This window comes from Bifidobacterium sp. ESL0745 (genome assembly GCF_029433335.1).
Taxonomy (GTDB): domain Bacteria; phylum Actinomycetota; class Actinomycetes; order Actinomycetales; family Bifidobacteriaceae; genus Bifidobacterium.
Map to the genome: position 1 here is coordinate 770,739 of NZ_JAQTHX010000001.1, position 18,744 is coordinate 789,482.

General features: G+C 53.6%; 15 protein-coding genes, 4 tRNA genes and 1 pseudogene. 4 read left to right on the forward strand and 16 right to left on the reverse strand.

What is annotated here, in order from left to right; all coding sequences use genetic code 11:
• Window positions 1-13 precede the first annotated feature (13 nt).
• From PT275_RS02905 to PT275_RS02930, 6 genes are all read right to left on the reverse strand, one after another.
• Window positions 14-820: a class II glutamine amidotransferase gene (locus PT275_RS02905; protein WP_277152164.1), complete on the reverse strand. Its 807-nt coding sequence runs from the start codon at window positions 818-820 to the stop codon at window positions 14-16.
• A 176-nt stretch (window positions 821-996) separates the two neighbouring features.
• The gene (locus PT275_RS02910) at window positions 997-1,953 is read right to left on the reverse strand and encodes a cation diffusion facilitator family transporter (RefSeq protein WP_277152166.1); all 957 of its coding nucleotides are present in this window, start codon (window positions 1,951-1,953) and stop codon (window positions 997-999) included.
• Window positions 1,954-2,086: 133 nt separating this feature from the next.
• Window positions 2,087-2,159: transfer RNA gene (locus PT275_RS02915), tRNA-Val, on the reverse strand.
• 50 nt (window positions 2,160-2,209) lie between these two features.
• Window positions 2,210-2,282: transfer RNA gene (locus PT275_RS02920), tRNA-Val, on the reverse strand.
• A 36-nt stretch (window positions 2,283-2,318) separates the two neighbouring features.
• Window positions 2,319-2,389: transfer RNA gene (locus PT275_RS02925), tRNA-Cys, on the reverse strand.
• A gap of 30 nt (window positions 2,390-2,419) precedes the next feature.
• A tRNA-Gly gene (locus PT275_RS02930) sits at window positions 2,420-2,492 on the reverse strand.
• Between the two features lie 229 nt (window positions 2,493-2,721).
• Here PT275_RS02930 and PT275_RS02935 point away from each other — a divergent pair.
• Window positions 2,722-3,600 carry a PAC2 family protein gene (locus PT275_RS02935; protein WP_277152168.1) on the forward strand — a complete coding sequence of 293 codons (879 nt, stop codon included), beginning with the start codon at window positions 2,722-2,724 and terminating at the stop codon, window positions 3,598-3,600.
• 68 nt (window positions 3,601-3,668) lie between these two features.
• Here PT275_RS02935 and uppP read toward each other — a convergent pair whose 3' ends face one another.
• Entirely contained in the window at window positions 3,669-4,583 is a 915-nt protein-coding gene (gene uppP, locus PT275_RS02940) for an undecaprenyl-diphosphatase UppP (RefSeq protein WP_277152170.1), read from the reverse strand.
• A 263-nt stretch (window positions 4,584-4,846) separates the two neighbouring features.
• On the opposite strand from uppP, the gene PT275_RS02945 reads away from it, so the two are divergent.
• Complete coding sequence (locus tag PT275_RS02945; RefSeq protein WP_277152172.1) at window positions 4,847-5,638, forward strand: fructosamine kinase family protein; 792 nt, start codon at window positions 4,847-4,849, stop codon at window positions 5,636-5,638.
• A gap of 43 nt (window positions 5,639-5,681) precedes the next feature.
• On the opposite strand, the gene dnaJ is transcribed toward PT275_RS02945, so the two are convergent.
• Together dnaJ and hrcA are read right to left on the reverse strand one after the other, a co-directional pair.
• On the reverse strand, window positions 5,682-6,827 hold the full coding sequence (dnaJ, locus tag PT275_RS02950; protein WP_277152173.1) for a molecular chaperone DnaJ: 1,146 nt from the start codon (window positions 6,825-6,827) through the stop codon (window positions 5,682-5,684).
• 78 nt (window positions 6,828-6,905) lie between these two features.
• Window positions 6,906-7,997 carry a heat-inducible transcriptional repressor HrcA gene (gene hrcA, locus PT275_RS02955; RefSeq protein WP_277152175.1) on the reverse strand — a complete coding sequence of 364 codons (1,092 nt, stop codon included), beginning with the start codon at window positions 7,995-7,997 and terminating at the stop codon, window positions 6,906-6,908.
• 284 nt (window positions 7,998-8,281) lie between these two features.
• On the opposite strand from hrcA, the gene tkt reads away from it, so the two are divergent.
• Window positions 8,282-10,381 (forward strand): transketolase, encoded by a 2,100-nt coding sequence (gene tkt / locus PT275_RS02960; protein WP_277152178.1) that lies wholly within the window; start codon window positions 8,282-8,284, stop codon window positions 10,379-10,381.
• A 124-nt stretch (window positions 10,382-10,505) separates the two neighbouring features.
• Window positions 10,506-11,609, forward strand: a complete 1,104-nt coding sequence (gene tal, locus PT275_RS02965) for a transaldolase (RefSeq protein ID WP_277152180.1) — start codon at window positions 10,506-10,508, stop codon at window positions 11,607-11,609.
• 102 nt (window positions 11,610-11,711) lie between these two features.
• On the opposite strand, the gene PT275_RS02970 is transcribed toward tal, so the two are convergent.
• The 7 genes and pseudogenes from PT275_RS02970 to rapZ form a co-directional block, all read right to left on the reverse strand.
• A complete protein-coding gene (locus PT275_RS02970; protein WP_277152182.1) occupies window positions 11,712-12,506 on the reverse strand; it encodes an alpha/beta hydrolase in 795 nt (264 codons plus the stop codon).
• Between the two features lie 353 nt (window positions 12,507-12,859).
• Window positions 12,860-13,684 carry an HAD hydrolase family protein gene (locus tag PT275_RS02975; RefSeq protein WP_277152184.1) on the reverse strand — a complete coding sequence of 275 codons (825 nt, stop codon included), beginning with the start codon at window positions 13,682-13,684 and terminating at the stop codon, window positions 12,860-12,862.
• 131 nt (window positions 13,685-13,815) lie between these two features.
• A complete protein-coding gene (gene secG, locus PT275_RS02980; protein WP_277153635.1) occupies window positions 13,816-14,067 on the reverse strand; it encodes a preprotein translocase subunit SecG in 252 nt (83 codons plus the stop codon).
• 76 nt (window positions 14,068-14,143) lie between these two features.
• On the reverse strand, window positions 14,144-14,947 hold the full coding sequence (gene tpiA / locus PT275_RS02985) for a triose-phosphate isomerase (RefSeq protein WP_277152186.1): 804 nt from the start codon (window positions 14,945-14,947) through the stop codon (window positions 14,144-14,146).
• Window positions 14,948-15,146: 199 nt separating this feature from the next.
• Window positions 15,147-16,352, reverse strand: coding sequence for a phosphoglycerate kinase (locus tag PT275_RS02990; protein WP_277152189.1), 1,206 nt, complete (start codon window positions 16,350-16,352; stop codon window positions 15,147-15,149).
• 290 nt (window positions 16,353-16,642) lie between these two features.
• A complete protein-coding gene (gene whiA, locus PT275_RS02995) occupies window positions 16,643-17,596 on the reverse strand; it encodes a DNA-binding protein WhiA (RefSeq protein WP_277152191.1) in 954 nt (317 codons plus the stop codon).
• A gap of 205 nt (window positions 17,597-17,801) precedes the next feature.
• Window positions 17,802-18,665, reverse strand: a pseudogene (gene rapZ, locus PT275_RS03000) (RNase adapter RapZ); the annotation flags it as partial.
• Window positions 18,666-18,744 lie beyond the last annotated feature (79 nt).

Genomic DNA, 18,744 nt, shown 5'->3' on the forward strand with positions numbered 1-18,744 from the left:
CATCGCGGTTTGATCACAATGAACGAAGGAAATACCTTCCAGTCAGACGCGAGGCCACCAGCATGGTGTTATTGCCCAACTCACGCCAGCCATCATCTGTATCCTGACGGAATCCGGAACTTGCGACCAATACCCCTAACCCATGGTTCTTCTCGTCTTTGATATCGCGGAAGCGCATGACTGCATAGTCTTCACTCTGACCGGTCCAACCATAATCATTGTAGTGTTTCGTGATTCCCGGAGAAGTCTTTCCTTCATGACCGGCCTGAACGGCGACCATCTGCTCTGCGTCACGCACAATGCAGTTGTAACTTGAAGTCGGATATGTCTCACGCAACTTTTCCACAGCATGCAGTACAGCGTCACTGAGATTCATGCCTTGTCGGACATACCCTACTATGACGGCGAAAAAGATCGCCGAATCACTGTGGAGGCTGATGGATCGGACAATGTCACGATCTACTTCAAAATCAGGATTATCGAGAACATTGACATTATCCGTGCCGACGATATGGCCATTGTGCATGAATTCAATGTCATCGAACGCGAACGGCTGCTGATTCTCCATGACCTTGGCAATACCAGGGCTCCCCCAACGCAAATGCCACAATGCCGACTGCGCAGGCATATCGGACAAAGCGGAAAACATCGGGTCAGCGTAGGCGGCAACCGTGGTGTGGTAAGTACGGTCCTGCGATAATTGCGATGCGCTGGCACCTGCAAAGCCTTTCAAAGACAAACCCCAGCCGTCCTTATGAATCTCACTGAGCCTGCGAAAATCCGCGGTATCGGCCTCCCCCAAAATATCTTTCAAACTCAATTGAGCTGCATTGACGCAATATCCAAGCAATCTGCACATGGCTGCCAACTATAACTGCATTATTTGAGAACTGCCTGCTCAGGGCCAAATAATCTGTCAGGTATTCCTAGCAAAAGATGTCGGCAAAGCAACAAAACCAAATAATCACAAAACGGAATCGTCACACTTATTTGTTTTCAATGTTGTTTGACTTCTTTGGATTTTCGATATAAGTCAGGCTCCACGTAGATTTCGAAACGATAGAACGGCAATGCCTTGCGCACGGCCGATTCGATTTTGTTGATTGTCTCCACGTCGTAATCCCTATCAAGTTTTGAGGTCTGTACTTTCAGACACAGCAGGATATCGTCTTCTGCCATATGCATCGCCTGCATATTGATGAGCCTGTCAACCCCCGGCGTCTCCTGAACGGCACGGCGTATGCGGTCGACCATTTCCGGCTCAACCGCTTCACCGATCAGGAGCGAACCTGATTTGAAACCCAACGCGACCGCTCCCACAATCAGAATGACACCGACGCACATGCCGCCCACGGCATCCCAGATTTCGTCGCCGGTAACCAAAGCCATCGCGATGCCCAAGCCCGCAAACACCAACCCCACCAGTGCAAGAGTATCCTCCATCATCACGGAGGCAAGTTCAGCGCTTTTTGTCTTCCGCCAAAAAGCGAAAAGATTGAGATGGCCGACTTTGAGCGTTTTCATGCGTTCGTGGGCCTCACGAATCGAAGTGTGCAGACCATAGCTTTCCAGGCACGCCGATACGACGATAACGGCCAAGGAAGCCAGAAGCTCGACGGACTCCACGCCCCTGGGCATACTGCCGTTGGTCAGTTTGGCGAGTTTCTCAAAGCTTTGTGAGGCCGAGAACCATCCACCTACAAAGAAGAGCAGGGTGGCTACCAAAAAAGAAGCCAAATATTTGGCGCGATACAACCCGAAGGGATGGTCTTTATCTGATTTCGCAGCGGCCTTGCCGCCGACCATAAGCACCAACTCGTTGGCACAATCGGCTACCGAATGCACCGCCTCGGACAGCATGGCCGAGGAACCGGTGAACGCTGCCGCAAGTCCCTTGGCCACTGCCACACCAACGTTGGCCAACAGAGCCGTTTTCACCGAATCGCTTGCCATATCTTGTCCCCCAGTTAAACCGATAGATCAATGAATAAAAATGTGATCTTTTAAAGATAATAATTCATAACGGAATATACGCAGAAAGAGGAAACAAAAAACGAATTGAAAAGACAAGAAAACCAGAAAACCGTGGGTGATGCTGGAATCGAACCAGCGACCCCTTCCGTGTGAGGGAAGTGCGCTAACCGCTGCGCTAATCACCCGATAATGCGTTCAGTTATGAAACAAAAACCGGAGTTTCCTCCGGTCTGCGTGGGCGATACAAGATTCGAACTTGTGACCCCTTCCGTGTCAGGGAAGTGCGCTAGCCTCTGCGCCAACCGCCCAGGTTGTTTGGATTCAGGACTTTCATCCTTCTTCCGAGGTGGGTACGAGAGTCGAACTCGTCTATACGGCTTTGCAGGCCGCTGCCTAACCGATTGGCTAACCCACCGTAAGGTCGTTTACAACTCCTCGGACCTAGAGCGGACAACGGGACTCGGACCCGCGCTCTCGACCTTGGCAAGGTCGCGCTTTACCAACTAAGCTATGTCCGCAAAGCTTTCAATGAATTCCTTCACCGAAGCACGAGAGATAACTATATATGGTCTTGCCTGATTTGACAAATAACTGCGTGTCGCCCCGAAATTTCACGATTCTTGTGACTCGATACCATAATTCTGCTTGTTCTTTCATGATGCTGATTTCTACTCCCGTAGATGAAACTCATTCACCAATGGCATAAGCCCTCAAATTCCAAGGTTTTCACCGGCTAAATTAGGATTTATGACAACGGAATCGGAAACAACAAAGCCCATCATGGTCTGTGCCTTCGAAGGATGGAACGATGCCAGCCAAGCGGCCACCAATGTGATTCGCCATCTCGTGGCCAATTACGAATCCCGCGAAATCAGGCACATCCGCACCGACAGCTACTACGACCTTCAGTCTGCACGTCCGATGATTTGCCACGTCACTGGCCAACCACGCATCATCTGGCCGCAAACCACCTTCTACGACATCACCATTGCTCCACAGATGCATCTCTATGCCCAGATAGCACCGGAACCGAATTACCGGTGGATCGATTATTGCCGCAATTGCCTGCGTATCGCCGATGAGCTGGATGTCAGTGAAATCGTCACCCTTGGGTCGATGTTCGCCGATTGCCCGCACACTCGTCCCCTGCCTGTCGACGAATCGGCCCTGCGTCGCGGCGAATCAAGCATCCGTGGAGGTGCCGTGAAAGATTCCGAGAGCCCTGACAATGGTAGGAATCCTTACGACGGGCCGGTCGGTATCCCAACAGTGTTGGATATGGTCGCCGAGCAGGAGGGATTCGATACCAATTCGATGTGGGTGTGCGTGCCGCAATATCTTGCCGGGGACGAATGTCCGCAGGGAACCCTGCAAATTCTCGGCCGGCTCTCCAAGATTCTGGGCGTGGAACTTGATGTCGGGACCTTGCCCAAGCAAGCCGTCACTTGGAAGGCACAAGCCGATGTTCTGGCCAACTGCAACGATGATCTGAAACATTACATCCGCCATCTTGAGGCCAAATACGACCTCGACCAGCAACTTGACAAGCTCGGCGACCCAACGGTTATGCAAGGCGACAAAATCGCTCAGGAAGCCGAGGAATTCCTGTCGCATATCGAAGAGTAAATATTTTCCATTGTTACAAGAAAACGTAAAAAGGTGTCTGTAATTATTTCAACAGGCCATGCCCAAAATCAAATTGCAGCGATGACAGGCGAGATTGCCGAGGCAATGGCCTGCGCGGCCGCAGGGGCAGCCGGAAGTACTCCGGCGATCAACAGAATTGCGACCACAACGGCAATGACGATCCGGTAGATCGCGAATGCCTTGTATGAGAAGGTCGACACGAACCTCAGGAACGCAATGATGACGATATAGCCAACGAGGAAACTGACCACTGTCGCGGCCAAGGTCGCCCCCCACCCAGGGAAATTCGCCTCGCTCTTGTAGTCGCCCACAGCTTTGACGGCTTCGAGTATTCCCGATCCGAAAACAGCCGGGATGGCCATGATGAAACTCACCCGCACTGCGTCCTCACGCGTGTAGCCCATGGCACGTCCGAAGGTGATGGTGCCGCCAGAACGGGAAACGCCGGGGATAAGTGCCAGCATCTGACCGACACCAAACAGCAGAGCCTCTTTCCAATTCATTTCCCTGACGGTTTTACGCTCCGGGAATTTGGCATCAACAACCCACAAAAGAATGCCGAAAAGCAGCAGCACCGTAACGGTGATCCATAGGTTGCGAAGCGTGGTCTCGATGGTTTTTTGGAAGAGGATGCCGGCTATCAGAATGGGCATTGTGCCGATGATGATGTACCAGCCGAACGTCGCATCGCGATCGCCTTTGCCAAGCCTCGACTTCCAGTCCCTGCCGTGATGTCCAAAGAGGCACCCGAACCAGTGCGAAAGGATATTGAAGATATCATGACGGAAATAGAGGATCACCGCAAGCTCAGTGCCCAGCTGAATGATGGCTGTGAACGCCGCTCCAGGGTCCGAATGCAGCATCAGCTCACCGATAATGCGAATATGAGCACTCGAAGAGACCGGAAGATACTCGGTGAGCGCTTGGACCAACCCCAAAACGATGGCTTGGAAGAAATTCATAATCCCTCTTTATGCGTATCCCCGCCTCGAGGTTCCGGCCAATCGGAGTCTTGCAAAAGCCTGGCGACAGGGGTTCGTGTCTAACGTGAACAGCCTACCCAATATGCACGAACTTCGCGTGTCTTTGGCGGTTATTGTCGCACAGCACTCACACAATTGAACCGGTAGGCCAATGCCCGTCAAACAGCCAATCAGTCAATGGTCTACAGACGAAAACGTTGGATTCCTACTTGGCCGTTGAAAGTCAAACGAAGGGTGACATCATGGCGAAATATCGTAAAAGCAGGGCGTTCGCGCCAAAAGGATTCTTCGAATGCGAAGGCAAAGGACTCAAATGGCTGGGTGAGGCACAGCCACAAGGCGGTCCTCGGGTGGTCGACGTCTATGGATGGAGTGACGGCTGGCTTGATATCGAACGTGTCGATTCCTGCGCTCCCACGCCCAAGGCCGCACACGACTTCGGTGCCGCACTGGCGCATATGCATGATAGCGGAGCGGATCATTTCGGTTCCGCCCCGGCCGGATATGATGGAACCTGCTATTTCGGACCTTTGCAGGACCCGGTTCCCATGGATACCGGCAAGTGGACGAACCCTGTGGATTATTTGGCAGACGGCCGTTTGCTTCCGATGGTCAGGCTCGGTATCAAACGAGGCGCGTTGAACGATAACGACCTGGAAATGACGCAGGAGGTCATCGACGTCTTACCGGACCTGCTCGGCCCGGCCGCCGAAGACAAACCCGCTCGTGTGCATGGCGACCTGTGGAGCGGCAATGTGATGTGGACGAACGATTCGGGCGAAACCGAAGCCGTACTGATCGATCCTGCGGCGCACGGCGGTCATCGCGAAGAGGATCTGGCCATGCTCAACCTGTTCGGAATGCCTTATCTCGATGAGATTCTCGATGGCTACGAATCGGCTCATCCACTCAAAAAAGGATTTGCCGATCGCACGACCATCTGGCAGCTTTACCCTATCGCCGGCCACTGCGTCTTCTTCGGAGGCGGCTACGTCAGCGAATACCGTGCCATGTGCCGTTCACTGCTTTCCTAAACGTTCTGACCGCTTCTCAAACGTTGTAAACGTTCCCGATCCTTCAGTGAAGGGCGTCTTTGATTTTGTCGAAGAAGCCCTTCCTGTTCGTCGTCGGGCGTGAACTTTGATTGACTTTCCCGCTATCCGCGTCATGACTTTGTGCGAATTGCTCGATGAGCTCCCGCTCGCCGTCATTGAGTTTGGTGGGGATATGCACACTGACATGGGCAATCAGGTCGCCGCGTTCTTCTGGCTTGCGGATTTTGGCGACGCCGATGCCCTTGATCGATACGGTTTCCTCAGGCTGGCACCCTTCGGGAATCGTGATGGTCTGTTTGCCGTCAAACGTGTCGATCTGAAGATCATGTCCCAGCACGGCCCAGCTCATGGGAATCTGAATCCAGCAATGCAGGTCGTCGCCTTCGCGGGTGAATTGTTTGTCTGACTTGATACGGATATCGATATAAAGATCGCCGGCAGCGCCGCCGCCTTCGCCCACTTCGCCTTGATTGGCCAGGCGCAGGCGTGTGTTGTCCTCGATGCCGGCCGGGACGGTGACACCGACATCGCGTGAGGTACGGATGCGGCCATGGCCCTGGCAGACCGGGCAAGGATGCTCGATGATGGTACCGTGCCCCTCGCAACGCTCGCATTGCACGGTCGTCATCATCTGACCGAGCATCGTGCGGCGGACCTGTTGCTTGGAACCTTGACCGTGGCAATCCGGGCAAGTAACCGGCTTCTCGCCATTGGCGGTGCCAATACCCCCACATTTCGGACATAGGCCGAATGTGTTGATCTTAACGTGTGCGGTTCCGCCGAATACCGCGGTTTTCAAATCGATGGACGTACTGGACAACGCATCGCGACCAGGTTGGGTACGCGGAATCGGCCCCTGTGCGCCGCCACCGAAAGCGTTACCGAAGAACTGGCCGAAAATGTCACCCATATCACCGAAACCGGAGGAGGCGAAACCTGAACTTGCATTCGGATCATTCGGGTCGACGCCGGAATCATACATACGTCGTTTGTCGGGGTCGGAAAGCACCTCGTAGGCGTTGTTGACTTCCTTGAACTTGTCCTCATATTGAGGACCGGCGATGTCAGGATGGTATTTACGGCTCATCTTGCGATAGGCCTTTTTAATCTCTTCGTCGCTAGCCGTGCGCTCGATGCCCAACACTTCGTAATAATCTGTTTCTGCCACTGAAATTCCTTGAATGTATTATCCGTGAATACCGTTTTGTTGCGTTCTGCCAGTTATTGTGTCATAAACCTTGGAATACTAGGCCGCCTCATCTCGTGTTATCAGGTCGGTCAGATACTTGGCAACGGCACGCACCGCAGTGATTGTCGTCTCATAATCCATGTGCGTAGGGCCTATGGACCCCACGAACGCGACCGGGTGCGAAGATTTTGAAGGCTCACTCTTGTCTTTTGTACCGTTACCGTCTTTTGTCTGCCCCTCGGTCTCGCTGCGTCCATAACCGGAAGAAACCACCGAGGCATGGATAAGTCCCGGGGTCCTTGTTTCCGAACCGATGGCAACGCCGACATCATTGTTTTCCTCACTTAGGTCACTCATAAGCCTCATAATGACCACCTGTTCTTCAAGCGCATCGAAAAGCGGAGCAAGATCGACTCGAGGCTGCCGATGGGCAAGCTGCGACGTACCAGCCATATACATCTGGCCAGTGCCTTCGTCCTGCGCCATCGATTCGACGGTTTTGGCCAGGCTTTCGCCCAAAACGCGAACCGAACTGTATTCAGATGCTTTGATAATCGACCTGATACGTTGGGCCGCCTGCACCAACGGCATATCCATGCACTGAACGTTGACCAATTCCGAGAACCGCGTCAATGTCATCGCATCCGGCATCTGGCGCAATGTAAAGGTATGCTGCGCCACCGATCCTGAATCGGTGATGATGACGGCCAACATGATGACCGCATTCAAAGGGACTATCTCTATATGACGGAGCTTGGATTTCGAAAGCGCCGGCGAGGATACCACCGCGATCTGCCCGGTGATGTTTGCCAACAGGCGCGCGGCGCGCTGCAAGGTGTCCTGCAAGCTCGCCGAACCGGATAGGAACGTGGTGATCCCCCTGCGCTGACCCTCGGAAAGCGGGACAACGGAAGCAAGGCGGTCGACAAAGTAACGGTAGCCGCGTTCGGTAGGGATACGCCCGGCGGACGTGTGGGGCTGGATCAGATACCCCTCTTCTTCCAAAGCAGACATGTCATTGCGAATGGTCGCCGAGCTTACCCCCAGATCGTGCGCCCTCGTCAAAGCGGTCGAGCCGACCGGTTCCTGTGAACGGATATAGTCCTCGACCACGGCCCTCAGCACCAGCATGCGTCTTGACTGTGTCATTGGTCCTCCTTCCATGGTCTTTTACTACGTTTTCTGTAATCAGTATACCAATGTATTAGCACTCTTAACGTGAGAGTGCTAATTGTTCCACTCTCAGAAGATTCGAACATATTTCAAGGCTTTGTTGATGTGAACGCTAACAACACAAAACGAACCAAACACGTTCAAAACCTAACTTTTCGTCGGCTCTTAAAGTTAGCATGAAAGGGCAATGTGAGGGTGCTAAGCGGCGCGGAATAAGCCGTGTTGGCGGCATCCAGAATATTGGAAGGAAAGTAAAACCTATGACCGATTTCACTTGGTCGGATTTGGACGAGCGCGCCGTCAAGATGGCGAAGGTGCTCTCCGCGGACGCGGTTGAGCGGGCTGGCCACGGCCACCCGGGCTCCCCCATTTCCCTGGCTCCAATTGCCTACACGCTTTACCAGCATTACATCAAGCATGATCCAAACGATCCCACCTGGGATGGTCGCGATCGTTTCATTCTCTCTGGCGGGCATGCCTCATTGACTCAGTATGTTCAGCTCTACTTCTCCGGTTACGGCTTGACCATTGATGATCTCAAGTACTTCCGCGGTGGCGCCGATACGCGCACTCCGGGTCATCCTGAGTACGGCCTTACGCCGGGCCTGGAAATGACCACTGGCCCGCTCGGCCAGGGACTTGCCTCGGCTGTCGGCTTCGCCTATGGCCAGCGTTTCGAACGCGGTCTGCTTGATCCGAATGCGCCTGAAGGCACTTCGCCCTTCGACCACAAGGTCTGGGTCATCTGCGGTGAAGGCGACGTCGAGGAAGGCGTCTCTTCGGAGGCATCCTCCCTTGCAGGCAATGAACATCTTGGCAACCTTACCGTGATTTTCGACGCCAACCACATCCAAATCGAGGGCGACACCAAACTCACCTTCTCCGAGGATATCCTCAAGCGTTATGAGGCTTATGGCTGGTACACCGACGAAGTCAGCTTCGTCCAGCCCGACGGCTCCTACAAGGAAGACACGGTTGCTCTGGCCGCTGCACTCGACAAGGCTGAAAAGGTCACCGACCGTCCGAAGTTCATCAAGGTCGACACCCTGATGGCTTGGCCTACCCCTGGCAAGACCAACAACGAATCCGCTCACGGTTCCAAGCTTGGTGCGGAAGCCGTTGCGGGCCTCAAGAAGGTTCTCGGCTTCGATCCCGATGTCAACTTCCAGATCGACGAAGAGGCGTTGGCTCACGCTCGCAAGGTCGCCGACCGTGGCCTCGAGGCTCACAAGGAATGGGACGAGAAGCTCGCCGCCTGGCGCAAGGCCAATCCTGAGCAGTCCAAGCTCTATGACCGTATCAAGGCGCACAAGCTTCCTGAAGGCTTCGACGAGGCTATCGACGAGCTCGAAAAGAGCTTCGCCGTTGGCGACAAGAACGCCACCCGCAAGTCCTCTGGTCAGGTCATCAACGCCATCGCCAAGGTCATGCCGGAAATGTGGGGCGGTTCAGCCGACCTCGCAGGTTCCAACAAGACCGACATCGATGGTGCCGAGACCTTCGGTCCTAAGACCGACGAGACCCGCACCTGGCCTGAAGCCAGCGATTACGGCCGTCAGCTGCACTTCGGTGTTCGCGAGTTCGCCATGGGTGCCATCACCAATGGCATCCTGTTGGGCAGCGATACCCGTCCGTACGGTGGCACGTTCTTCCAGTTCTCGGATTACGAACGTCCGGCCGTGCGTCTCGCCGCGCTGATGAAGATTCCGAACCTCTATGTCTGGACCCACGATTCTGTGGCTCTTGGCGAAGATGGTCCGACCCACCAGCCGATCGAGCATCTCGCGGCCTTCCGCGCTATGCCTGACATGGAAGTCGTTCGTCCTGCCGACGAGTTTGAGACCGCCGAAGCCTACCGCTACTTCTTCGAGAAGAAGAACACCCTGCCGACCGCGATGATTTTGACCCGTCAGGGTGTGCCGACACTTCCTGAAACCGCTGAGAAGGCGCGTGACGGCGTGCGCAAGGGTGCTTACATCCTCGTGGATACCGATGGCGAGCCTGATGTCATCATCATGGCCAGCGGTTCTGAGGTCCAGTGGGCTGTCGAAGGCGTCAAGACGCTCGCCAGCAAGGGCATTAAGGCCCGCGTGGTCTCCGTGCCGTCCATGGAATGGTTCGAGGAACAGGATGACGAGTACAAGGAAGCCGTGCTTCCCGCCTCCGTCAAGGCTCGTGTTTCCATCGAAGCCGGCGTCGCTCAGCCTTGGTACAAGTACCTCGGCAGCTACGGCAAGCCGATTTCCATCGAGCGTTTCGGCCTGCAGGGTGACGGCGCTCAAAACATGATCGACCTCGGCATCACCGCCGAACACGTGGTCGAAGCCGCTGAGGCCTCTATCGAAGAGGCTCGCGCCTGAGGCTAACCCTCAAATGTATAAGCGATGCGGTTATTCGTGAATTTCGTAAGAACCGCGAATGACCGCATCGCTTTTAAGATTAAGAATCTTTCCAATACCAACATTGGAATAAGGAGATAACAATATGACAGAAGCAACGCAGCGTACCAGTGATTCCGGTGTTTCGATCTGGCTCGATGACCTTGACCGTACCCGCATCACTTCCGGCAATCTGCAGGAACTCATCAATACCAAGAACGTCGTTGGCGTGACCACCAACCCGTCCATCTTCCAGAAGGCCTTGGCTCAGGTCGGACCTTACGATGAACAGCTCAAGGAACTCGGCAAAATCAACGTCGAAGACGCCGTTCGCGAACTGACCACCACCGATGTTCGTAACGCCACCGACATCTTCCGCGAAGTCGCCGAAAAGACCGATTATGTCGATGGCCGCGTGTCCATCGAGGTTGATCCTCGTCTGGCTCACGACACCGAGAATACCGAGAAGCAGGCTGAACTGCTTTGGAAGATGGTCGATCGTCCGAACGCTTTGATCAAGATCCCGGCAACCCTCGAAGGTCTGCCGGCCATCACCGCCACGCTTGCCAAGGGCATTTCCGTCAACGTGACGCTGATTTTCTCGCTCGAGCGCTATGGTCAAGTCATGGACGCCTACATCGAGGGCATGGAACAGGCTGCCAAGAACGGTCATGATCTGAAGCACATGGCTTCCGTGGCATCGTTCTTCGTCTCCCGCGTTGACACCGCCGTGGACAAGCTGCTCGAAGCCAACGGCTCCGATGAAGCGAAGGCTCTTGAGGGCAAGGCCGCAGTGGCCAACGCCCGTCTCGCTTATAAGCTCTGGCAAGAGAAGTTCGCTTCCGATCCTCGCTGGCCTGCGCTTGAAGCCAAGGGTGCCAAGAAGCAGCGTCCGTTGTGGGCTTCCACCGGCACCAAGAACGCCGCCTACTCCGACTGCAAGTATGTTGACGAACTCGTCGCTCCTGACGTTGTCAACACCATGCCTGAAAAGACACTCAACGCTCTCGCCGATCACGGTGACGGCAAACCGAGCATCGAAGGCACCTATGAGGAGAGCCAAGCCATCATGGACAAGCTCGCCGCCCTCGGCATCAACATCAAGGATGTCACCGACCAGCTCGAAGCTGACGGCGTTGCCAAGTTCATCGCTTCTTGGGATTCGGTCCTTTCCGATACCCAGGCCGGTATCGACCGCGTCAACGGCTGATTTTGGCTAATTCCCTTTAACGGGTAGTCGTAACAAAAGGGGCCCACGGATACAAGATGTATCCGTGGGCCCCTTTTTATATCGAATAAATTAAAACTGCTATCAATTCAATAACTTGAAAGACCACTGCGCGAGGAGTGATTTTACGGCTTCGGGCTGATCGATGTGGATATTGTGACCAGCGGGGTCAATGACTTTGTAAACTGCATTGGGATAGTGCGAGAGCAGGGCTTTCTGATCTTCGTAGCCGACCACCTGATCTTCTTTACCGGTGACAATGAGGGTTGGTCCGGCGTAAGTTCCCAAACGTTGTTCGGGGTCACCATCGAGCCAATAGCGCTGGCCCAGCTTGGTGTTGGCATCGCGGTCACAGAGCTTGGTTCCAGGGAGGATATAGCGCTGATAACGCCTCCAGGCATCGAAGGACTGGTTGACACCCATCGTGACAAAATCAATGACCTTATCCTGCGGCAAATTATGGGTTAAATCAGGATTGGCTTCGTTGACGACATGCTTGGCCAAATGACGATGTGACATTACCGGATCAACAACCGGAGCAATCAAAGCAACACCAATGACTCGCTTTGGTTCCCGTGAAAGCGTGTCACGAACCAAAGCTCCACCCATGGAATTACCGAGCAAGGCAAAGCGTTTGTTACCAACCAACTCATTGACGGCATTCGTGAACCATTCGGCAAGCTCAGGTAATCCCCCAACATCTGGCAACGCACGAGTCTGACCGTACCCCGGCAAATCCATATAAATACGCTGCGTGCCCTCAGGGAAGGCATCATCAAGCACCATCAGCGACCGATGATCAACGCCCATACCATGGACAAGAATGATGGGCAGCCCCTCTCCCCTTACAACCGTATATGCTTCAGGCTGCTTGATCATAGAACTACTCCCTTTTATCTGCAATTATGCTTGACAAAATAATGACCCAATTCAAAGAACCGTTTACAATTCTTAAATTTGTGATTCAAACGCTGTCGATGCCGAACAAATTCATTCTATTACAGTCATATCTATTTTCGGCATTACGCTGACAATACATTGGCTGTCATCCACAGAATCAATTTAATTCCAGTGATGTTTATAGCTCTCAGTCTTCTATCAGAAAGAGGCCTATACAACAATCGCAATCCATAAGACTCGAACATATTCGGTGAAATATATTTCATTTTTCTTTTAACTATTTGAAATATTGTTATTCTTGGACAGTTCAAAACAGGCACGACAAAAAATGATTACAGCTGCTTTTCAATCCATTGAGCCACACCGTCATCGTTGTTTGACGGACAGATTTCATTCGCAATGGTTTTCAGTTCCGGCTTGGCGTTGGCCACGGCCACGCCGCAACCTGCATGTTCCAGCAAATCCATGTCAATCAAATCATCACCAAATGCGATGGTATTCGAAAGCGGTATGCCGAAATGTTGACAGGCCAGATTCGTCGCGTCCAATTTCGTGGCTTTTGGATTCATCAGCAACCAAAGAACGTCTTCAGAAATAAGCAGTGCCATATCACTCGGTACCAAAGCCCTGACCTGTTCTCGCTGCTCTTGGGTCGGAAACATCAGGATCTTTTCAGCCATTCCGACCGGCAGATCGCTGAAGTCGGTTAGTTTGTATTCCTGGGACGGCCAGACCTCGGTCAAATCGAAATTCGTGTAACGAGTGTCGTTAAATTCGATACCGATTCTCAGTTTTGGAATCTGGGATAGCAGCTGACAACAAACTTCTAGGCAACGTCGGACAGGAACACCGAACCGAAGAATATTGCTATTCCCGGTACTTTGGTCATCACTTAATTCCATTAAAGAAGAATGTTCGCAATCCAAATCCACGGCGCCACCATTATGGTATGCGCAAGCCGAGGCACCGATGCGATGGACCAAATCATAGGCCGTCATTGGCGGCCTAGCCGTCGCCACCATCACCATGTTACCGGCCTGTCGTGCTGCTGCGAAAGCCTTCTCACTGCGTTCCGAAAGCCATCGCTCGCCGTATTCGTCGCCGCACAGTGCGGTCAGATCCAAGTCCACGACCAGCAGCTTGCCACCAGCTGACAAATCAGTATTCCTCATATGTTTCTATTCCCATAACGCTCGATTGAAACCATTTAAAGTACGAAATATCTAAGAATACAAAAAATGCGTTTCATGAATAATTCATGAAACGCATATATCGAATATCTAAGAAATCACTTAATCAGATTGAACTTGGTCATCAGACCCAAAGCGATGATGATGGCGACCCACAGCAGCGCGATGACAATCGTCCAACGGTTCAGGTTCTTTTCCGCGACACCGGAGGTGCCTGCGTTCTGGGTGAGACCGCCGCCGAACATGTCGGAAAGGCCGCCGCCCTTGCCCTTGTGCATGAGAATCAGCAAGGTCAACAGGATGCTGAAGATAACAAGGATGATTTGCAGAACCAGCTTGACGATAGCCATTGTCGACACAGTTGAACCTCCAATTCGAAACACTAGTTACTCAGTATACCGCACAGTACGGAAAATGTCTCATTAATCAGCGAGAAGAAGTCACTGTTTTCAACGTAAGACGGCAGATCTTGGCGAGTTCGTCAGCATCAAGTGACGCACCTCCGATAAGGAATCCGTCGACATCGGGCTGACCGATGAGCTCGACAGCGTTCTTGGAAGTCACAGAGCCACCGTAAAGGATACGGACAACATCGGAGACCTTCGAGCCAAAGGTCTCATGGAGATTGCTACGAATGGCCTTAGCCGCGTCCTGAGCGCTCTCAGGTGTCGCCACAAGACCTGTGCCAATGGCCCAGACAGGTTCGTAGGCGATGACCAGCTTGGCCGCTTCCTCATCGGAAAGATCGCGCGTGACATCGTGGACCTGGCCGACCGCAAAGTCGAGCTCGATGCCCTTGCGCCGCTCTTCCATGCTCTCGCCAACACAGAGAATCGGCTGCATGCCGGCAGTCAATACTGCACGTACCTGGTCGACGATGTTGGCGTCATCCTCAGGATGATATTTACGTCGTTCGGAGTGCCCTACGATGACATATTTGCAGCCAAGCTGAGCCAGCATGTCAGCCGAGACATCGCCGGTGAACGCGCCTTGATTGGTGACCGAAACGGACTGGGCACCGTAGTTGATCTTCAACTTGTCGGCGTCAACCAACACCTGGACGCTGCGAATCGAGGTGAAAGAAGGCATCAATGCTACTTCGCAGCGTTTGTAATCGAAATGCGCGTCACGCAGGAGCCAGACGAGCTTTTGCACGAAATACGTGGCTTCAAGATGATCAAAATTCATCTTCCAATTGCCAGCCACCAACGGAATACGTGCAGAGGACATTGCTTTCCTTCCCGACTTGCGGATTCATCGCATATCAGTTTTGGATTGACACGACAGACCAAAGGCCCACCGCAGCAATCCATCGTCAAAAAGAATGCGGACATACCAAACGGCATGTCCGCAAACATTCCTGTTAGTAGTGTAGCGCACCTCGGCTACTCACCTTTAACGCGCTGCACCACCAACGGTTTCGAATCGATTACTCCAGCACCTTAAGGCCAGGCAGGGTCTTGCCTTCGAGGAACTCGAGGGAGGCGCCGCCACCGGTGGAGATGTGTGAGAAGCCATCCTCAGGGAAGCCGAGGTTGCGCACTGCAGAAGCGGAATCGCCGCCACCAACGATGGTGAAAGCACCCTTGGCCGTGGCGTCAACCATGCCCTGGGCAACGGCCTTCGTGCCGGCCTGGAACTGCTCGACCTCGAACACGCCAGCGGGACCGTTCCACACAACCGTCTTGGAATCGACGATCTTGTCGTGGAAGATCTTCTGGGTCTTCGGGCCGATGTCAAGACCCATCATGTCGGAAGGAATCTTGTCAGCATCGACGACCTGCGGGTTGACCGGGGTGTTGCCATCCGGGAATCCCTTGTTGACCACGACGTCGACGGGGAGAATCAGCTCGACGCCGTTCTTCTTGGCCTCGTCCATGTAGCCCTTGACAGTCTCGATCTGGTCCTTCTCAAGAAGGGAGGTGCCGACCTCATAGCCCTTGGCCGCGAGGAACGTGTAGGCCATGCCACCGCCGATCAGGAGGCGATCGGCCTTCTTCAGCAGGTTCTCGATGACACCGAGCTTGTCGGAGACCTTCGAGCCGCCGAGCACGACGGTGAACGGACGCTCCGGATTCTCGGTGGCGCGGGACAGCGCCTTGACTTCCTTCTCGATGAGCTTGCCGGCTGCGCTCGGCAGATCGGCCGCCACATCGTAATCGGAGCCCTGTGCGCGGTGCACGACACCAAAGCCGTCAGAGACGAAGACATCGCCCAAAGCGGCGATCTTCTTGGCATAGGCAGCGCGCTCGGCGTCGTCCTTGCTGGTTTCTTCGGGATTGTAACGAACGTTCTGCAGCAACACAACGTCGCCGTCCTTCATGGCAGCGACCTTGGCCTGGGCGTCCGGGCCGTAAGTGTCGCTGGCAAGCGTCACGTCAACGCCGAGCAGCTCGCTCAGACGCTTGGCGACAGGCGCCAGCGAAAGCTCAGGAACAGCCTTGCCCTTCGGACGGCCGAGATGAGCCATCAGAATGACTTTGGCACCGTCGGCGCGCAGTTCCTTGATGGTTGGCAAAGCGGCACGAATACGTCCGTCATCGGTGATGGTGGTGCCCTTCAGCGGCACGTTGAAATCAGCACGGACAAGAACCTTCTTGTCTTTCAGATCTCCTAAATCCTTGAGTGTCCTCATTGGTATCCTTTCCTTGAAAAACCACTCTCAGCCGGAAAAATCATTTTCTCCAGCCAAGAAAAGAGTACAAAATTATGACTTATGTCACTAGCTATGGTACATTCCTCGCCCAACAACAAAGCCATTTTGTCGGATAAACTCCGCCAAAAACGACTTATATTGTTAACGCTCACAGCAAAACAGCCCAAAAATATTTCCAATGCATTGAAGCTTCTGTGAAACCGAGCGACTGGCGTCACTGGTATACTGACACTTCAACAAACTGGGACCGTCGCAGTGGATACCCCAGACTACTGGTTCTGCTGCTGCTCCTGCGCACGCTTCGTCTTGGCGGCAAGCTGCAGCAAACGGCGGATACGACCAGCGATGGCATCTTTCGTGATAGGCGGATCGGACAAACGACCGAGTTCCTCCAAACTGGCATCCGTGTGTTGAAGTCTCAGATCACCGGCTGCCTTAAGGTTCTCAGGAATATCGTCCCCAAGAATTTCGAAGGCCTGCTTGACTTTCTGTGTGGCCTCCGCAGCCGCCTTGGCGCTGCGGCGCATATTCGCATCGTCGAAATTCGCGAGACGATTCGCTTTGCCTCGGGCCTCGCCGTCAGTGCGCTTCCCCGTCCATTCGCGTGCGGATCGGGGCGCTCCCATGAGCATGAGCATTCGCTCGATAGAGTCCGAATCCCGCAGCGTAATACGCTCAGAGCTGCGAACCTTACGCGCCTGGGCCGAAATCCCAAGCCTACGGGCGGCTCCTTGCAGCGCAGTCACCGTCTCATGCGAAGGACAGATGATTTCAAGGTAACTTGATTTGCCGGGATCGGAGATCATGCCTCGTGCAAGAAAGGCACCTCTCCAGGCAGCCTTAATCTGGGCGATATTGCCACTGATGACATCAGCAGGCAAACCTTTTACTAAATGCATCCTACGATCGAGCAAGCCGGTCTGGAGGGCAAGTGCCGTGGCTCCACGGTCGACGAGAAGATCGTAACGTTGCACGACCCCATTAGGGGTCTGCCTGGTGACTTTGGTAACTTTTGCCTCACGCTGAAAATAATGTGCGATAGTCTTGCGCAGCCATTCAGTGGCCTCAAGCGAATCAAATTGCGCACGGATGACGGCCTTGTTGTCGACAGGCCGCAAACCTCCCCCAAACCGCATCATCGTCGCGGCTTGCGCCATTTTCGCAGCCGGCAGATCCGTTTGTACGCTTGCCAGCTCGCTTTTGACCTCGTTCAGAAGAGCCAAAGCCCAACCTCCTACTTCCCGTTCTTCATGTAAGTGTAATTGGAACATTAAACGGAGTCATCTCACGCCATGCCACGGCTATCTGTGATAGCGAATGACTTGGACAAGAATCCATCGTTTTACTTTCCCTTGCCTATTTCCATGTCCGTAATCGAATATTCACAACAATGATATGCCTGGAACAATCGAAACATATCAATCAATGCTATTGTCGCTCATGTCGGTGCAGTTCCCTTGCGGATACGCTCACGCTGAGCCCATGAGTACGGAAACGCTTCGCCAGCTCGTTGCTTATCGCAACGGAACGATGCTGACCTCCAGTGCATCCGACTGCAATTGTGACATAGTGTTTATCTTCCTGAGCGTAACCTTTTATCGCCACCATGATGGCTTTTTCGTAAGCATCAAGGAATTCTTTGGCGCGCGGGTTGGATAATACGTAATCGCTGACCGGCTGATCATTGCCGTTGAGTTCGCGAAGACTCGGCACCCAATAGGGATTGGGCAGGAACCTGACATCGGCGACGAAATCAGCATCAAGCGGAATCCCGTATTTGAAGCCGAAGCTGAAAATGTGGACAGACACGGTTTTCGCGCCCTTGCCCAGCAGCGCATCATAAAGCTTTGTCGAAAGTTGGTGAATGCTCAGCGACGAGGTGTCGATGACCGTATCGGCCCGCTCCTTCAAATTGGAAAGCAGCTCACGTTCCTCATGGATCCCGTCAATAAGACGGTTGCCGTGCTGCAGAGGATGCGGCCGACGGACGGATTCGTAACGTTGGACCAAGACCTTATCACTTGCGTCGAGGAACAGGATATGTGTACGCACTCCCAGGTCATCCAAATGGCTCAAAACCGCTGAAAGATCATCGAAATAGCTCCGCGAACGCACGTCAATGACCGCTGCAAGCCTATGGACTTTCGAACCGGAAGAGGTCATCATATCGACCAACGGAATCAAAAGTTTCGGAGGAAGGTTGTCGACCACATACCAACCCATATCCTCAACACAATCTGCGGCATGAGAACGACCTGCACCGCTCATGCCCGTAATAAGCATGACCTCAAATTCCTTGGCCGGTTTCGGCTCGTCATCGGCCTTCGGAGAGGATGAATTTGCATTTTGGGGGGCAGGGGCCGTCTTTTCG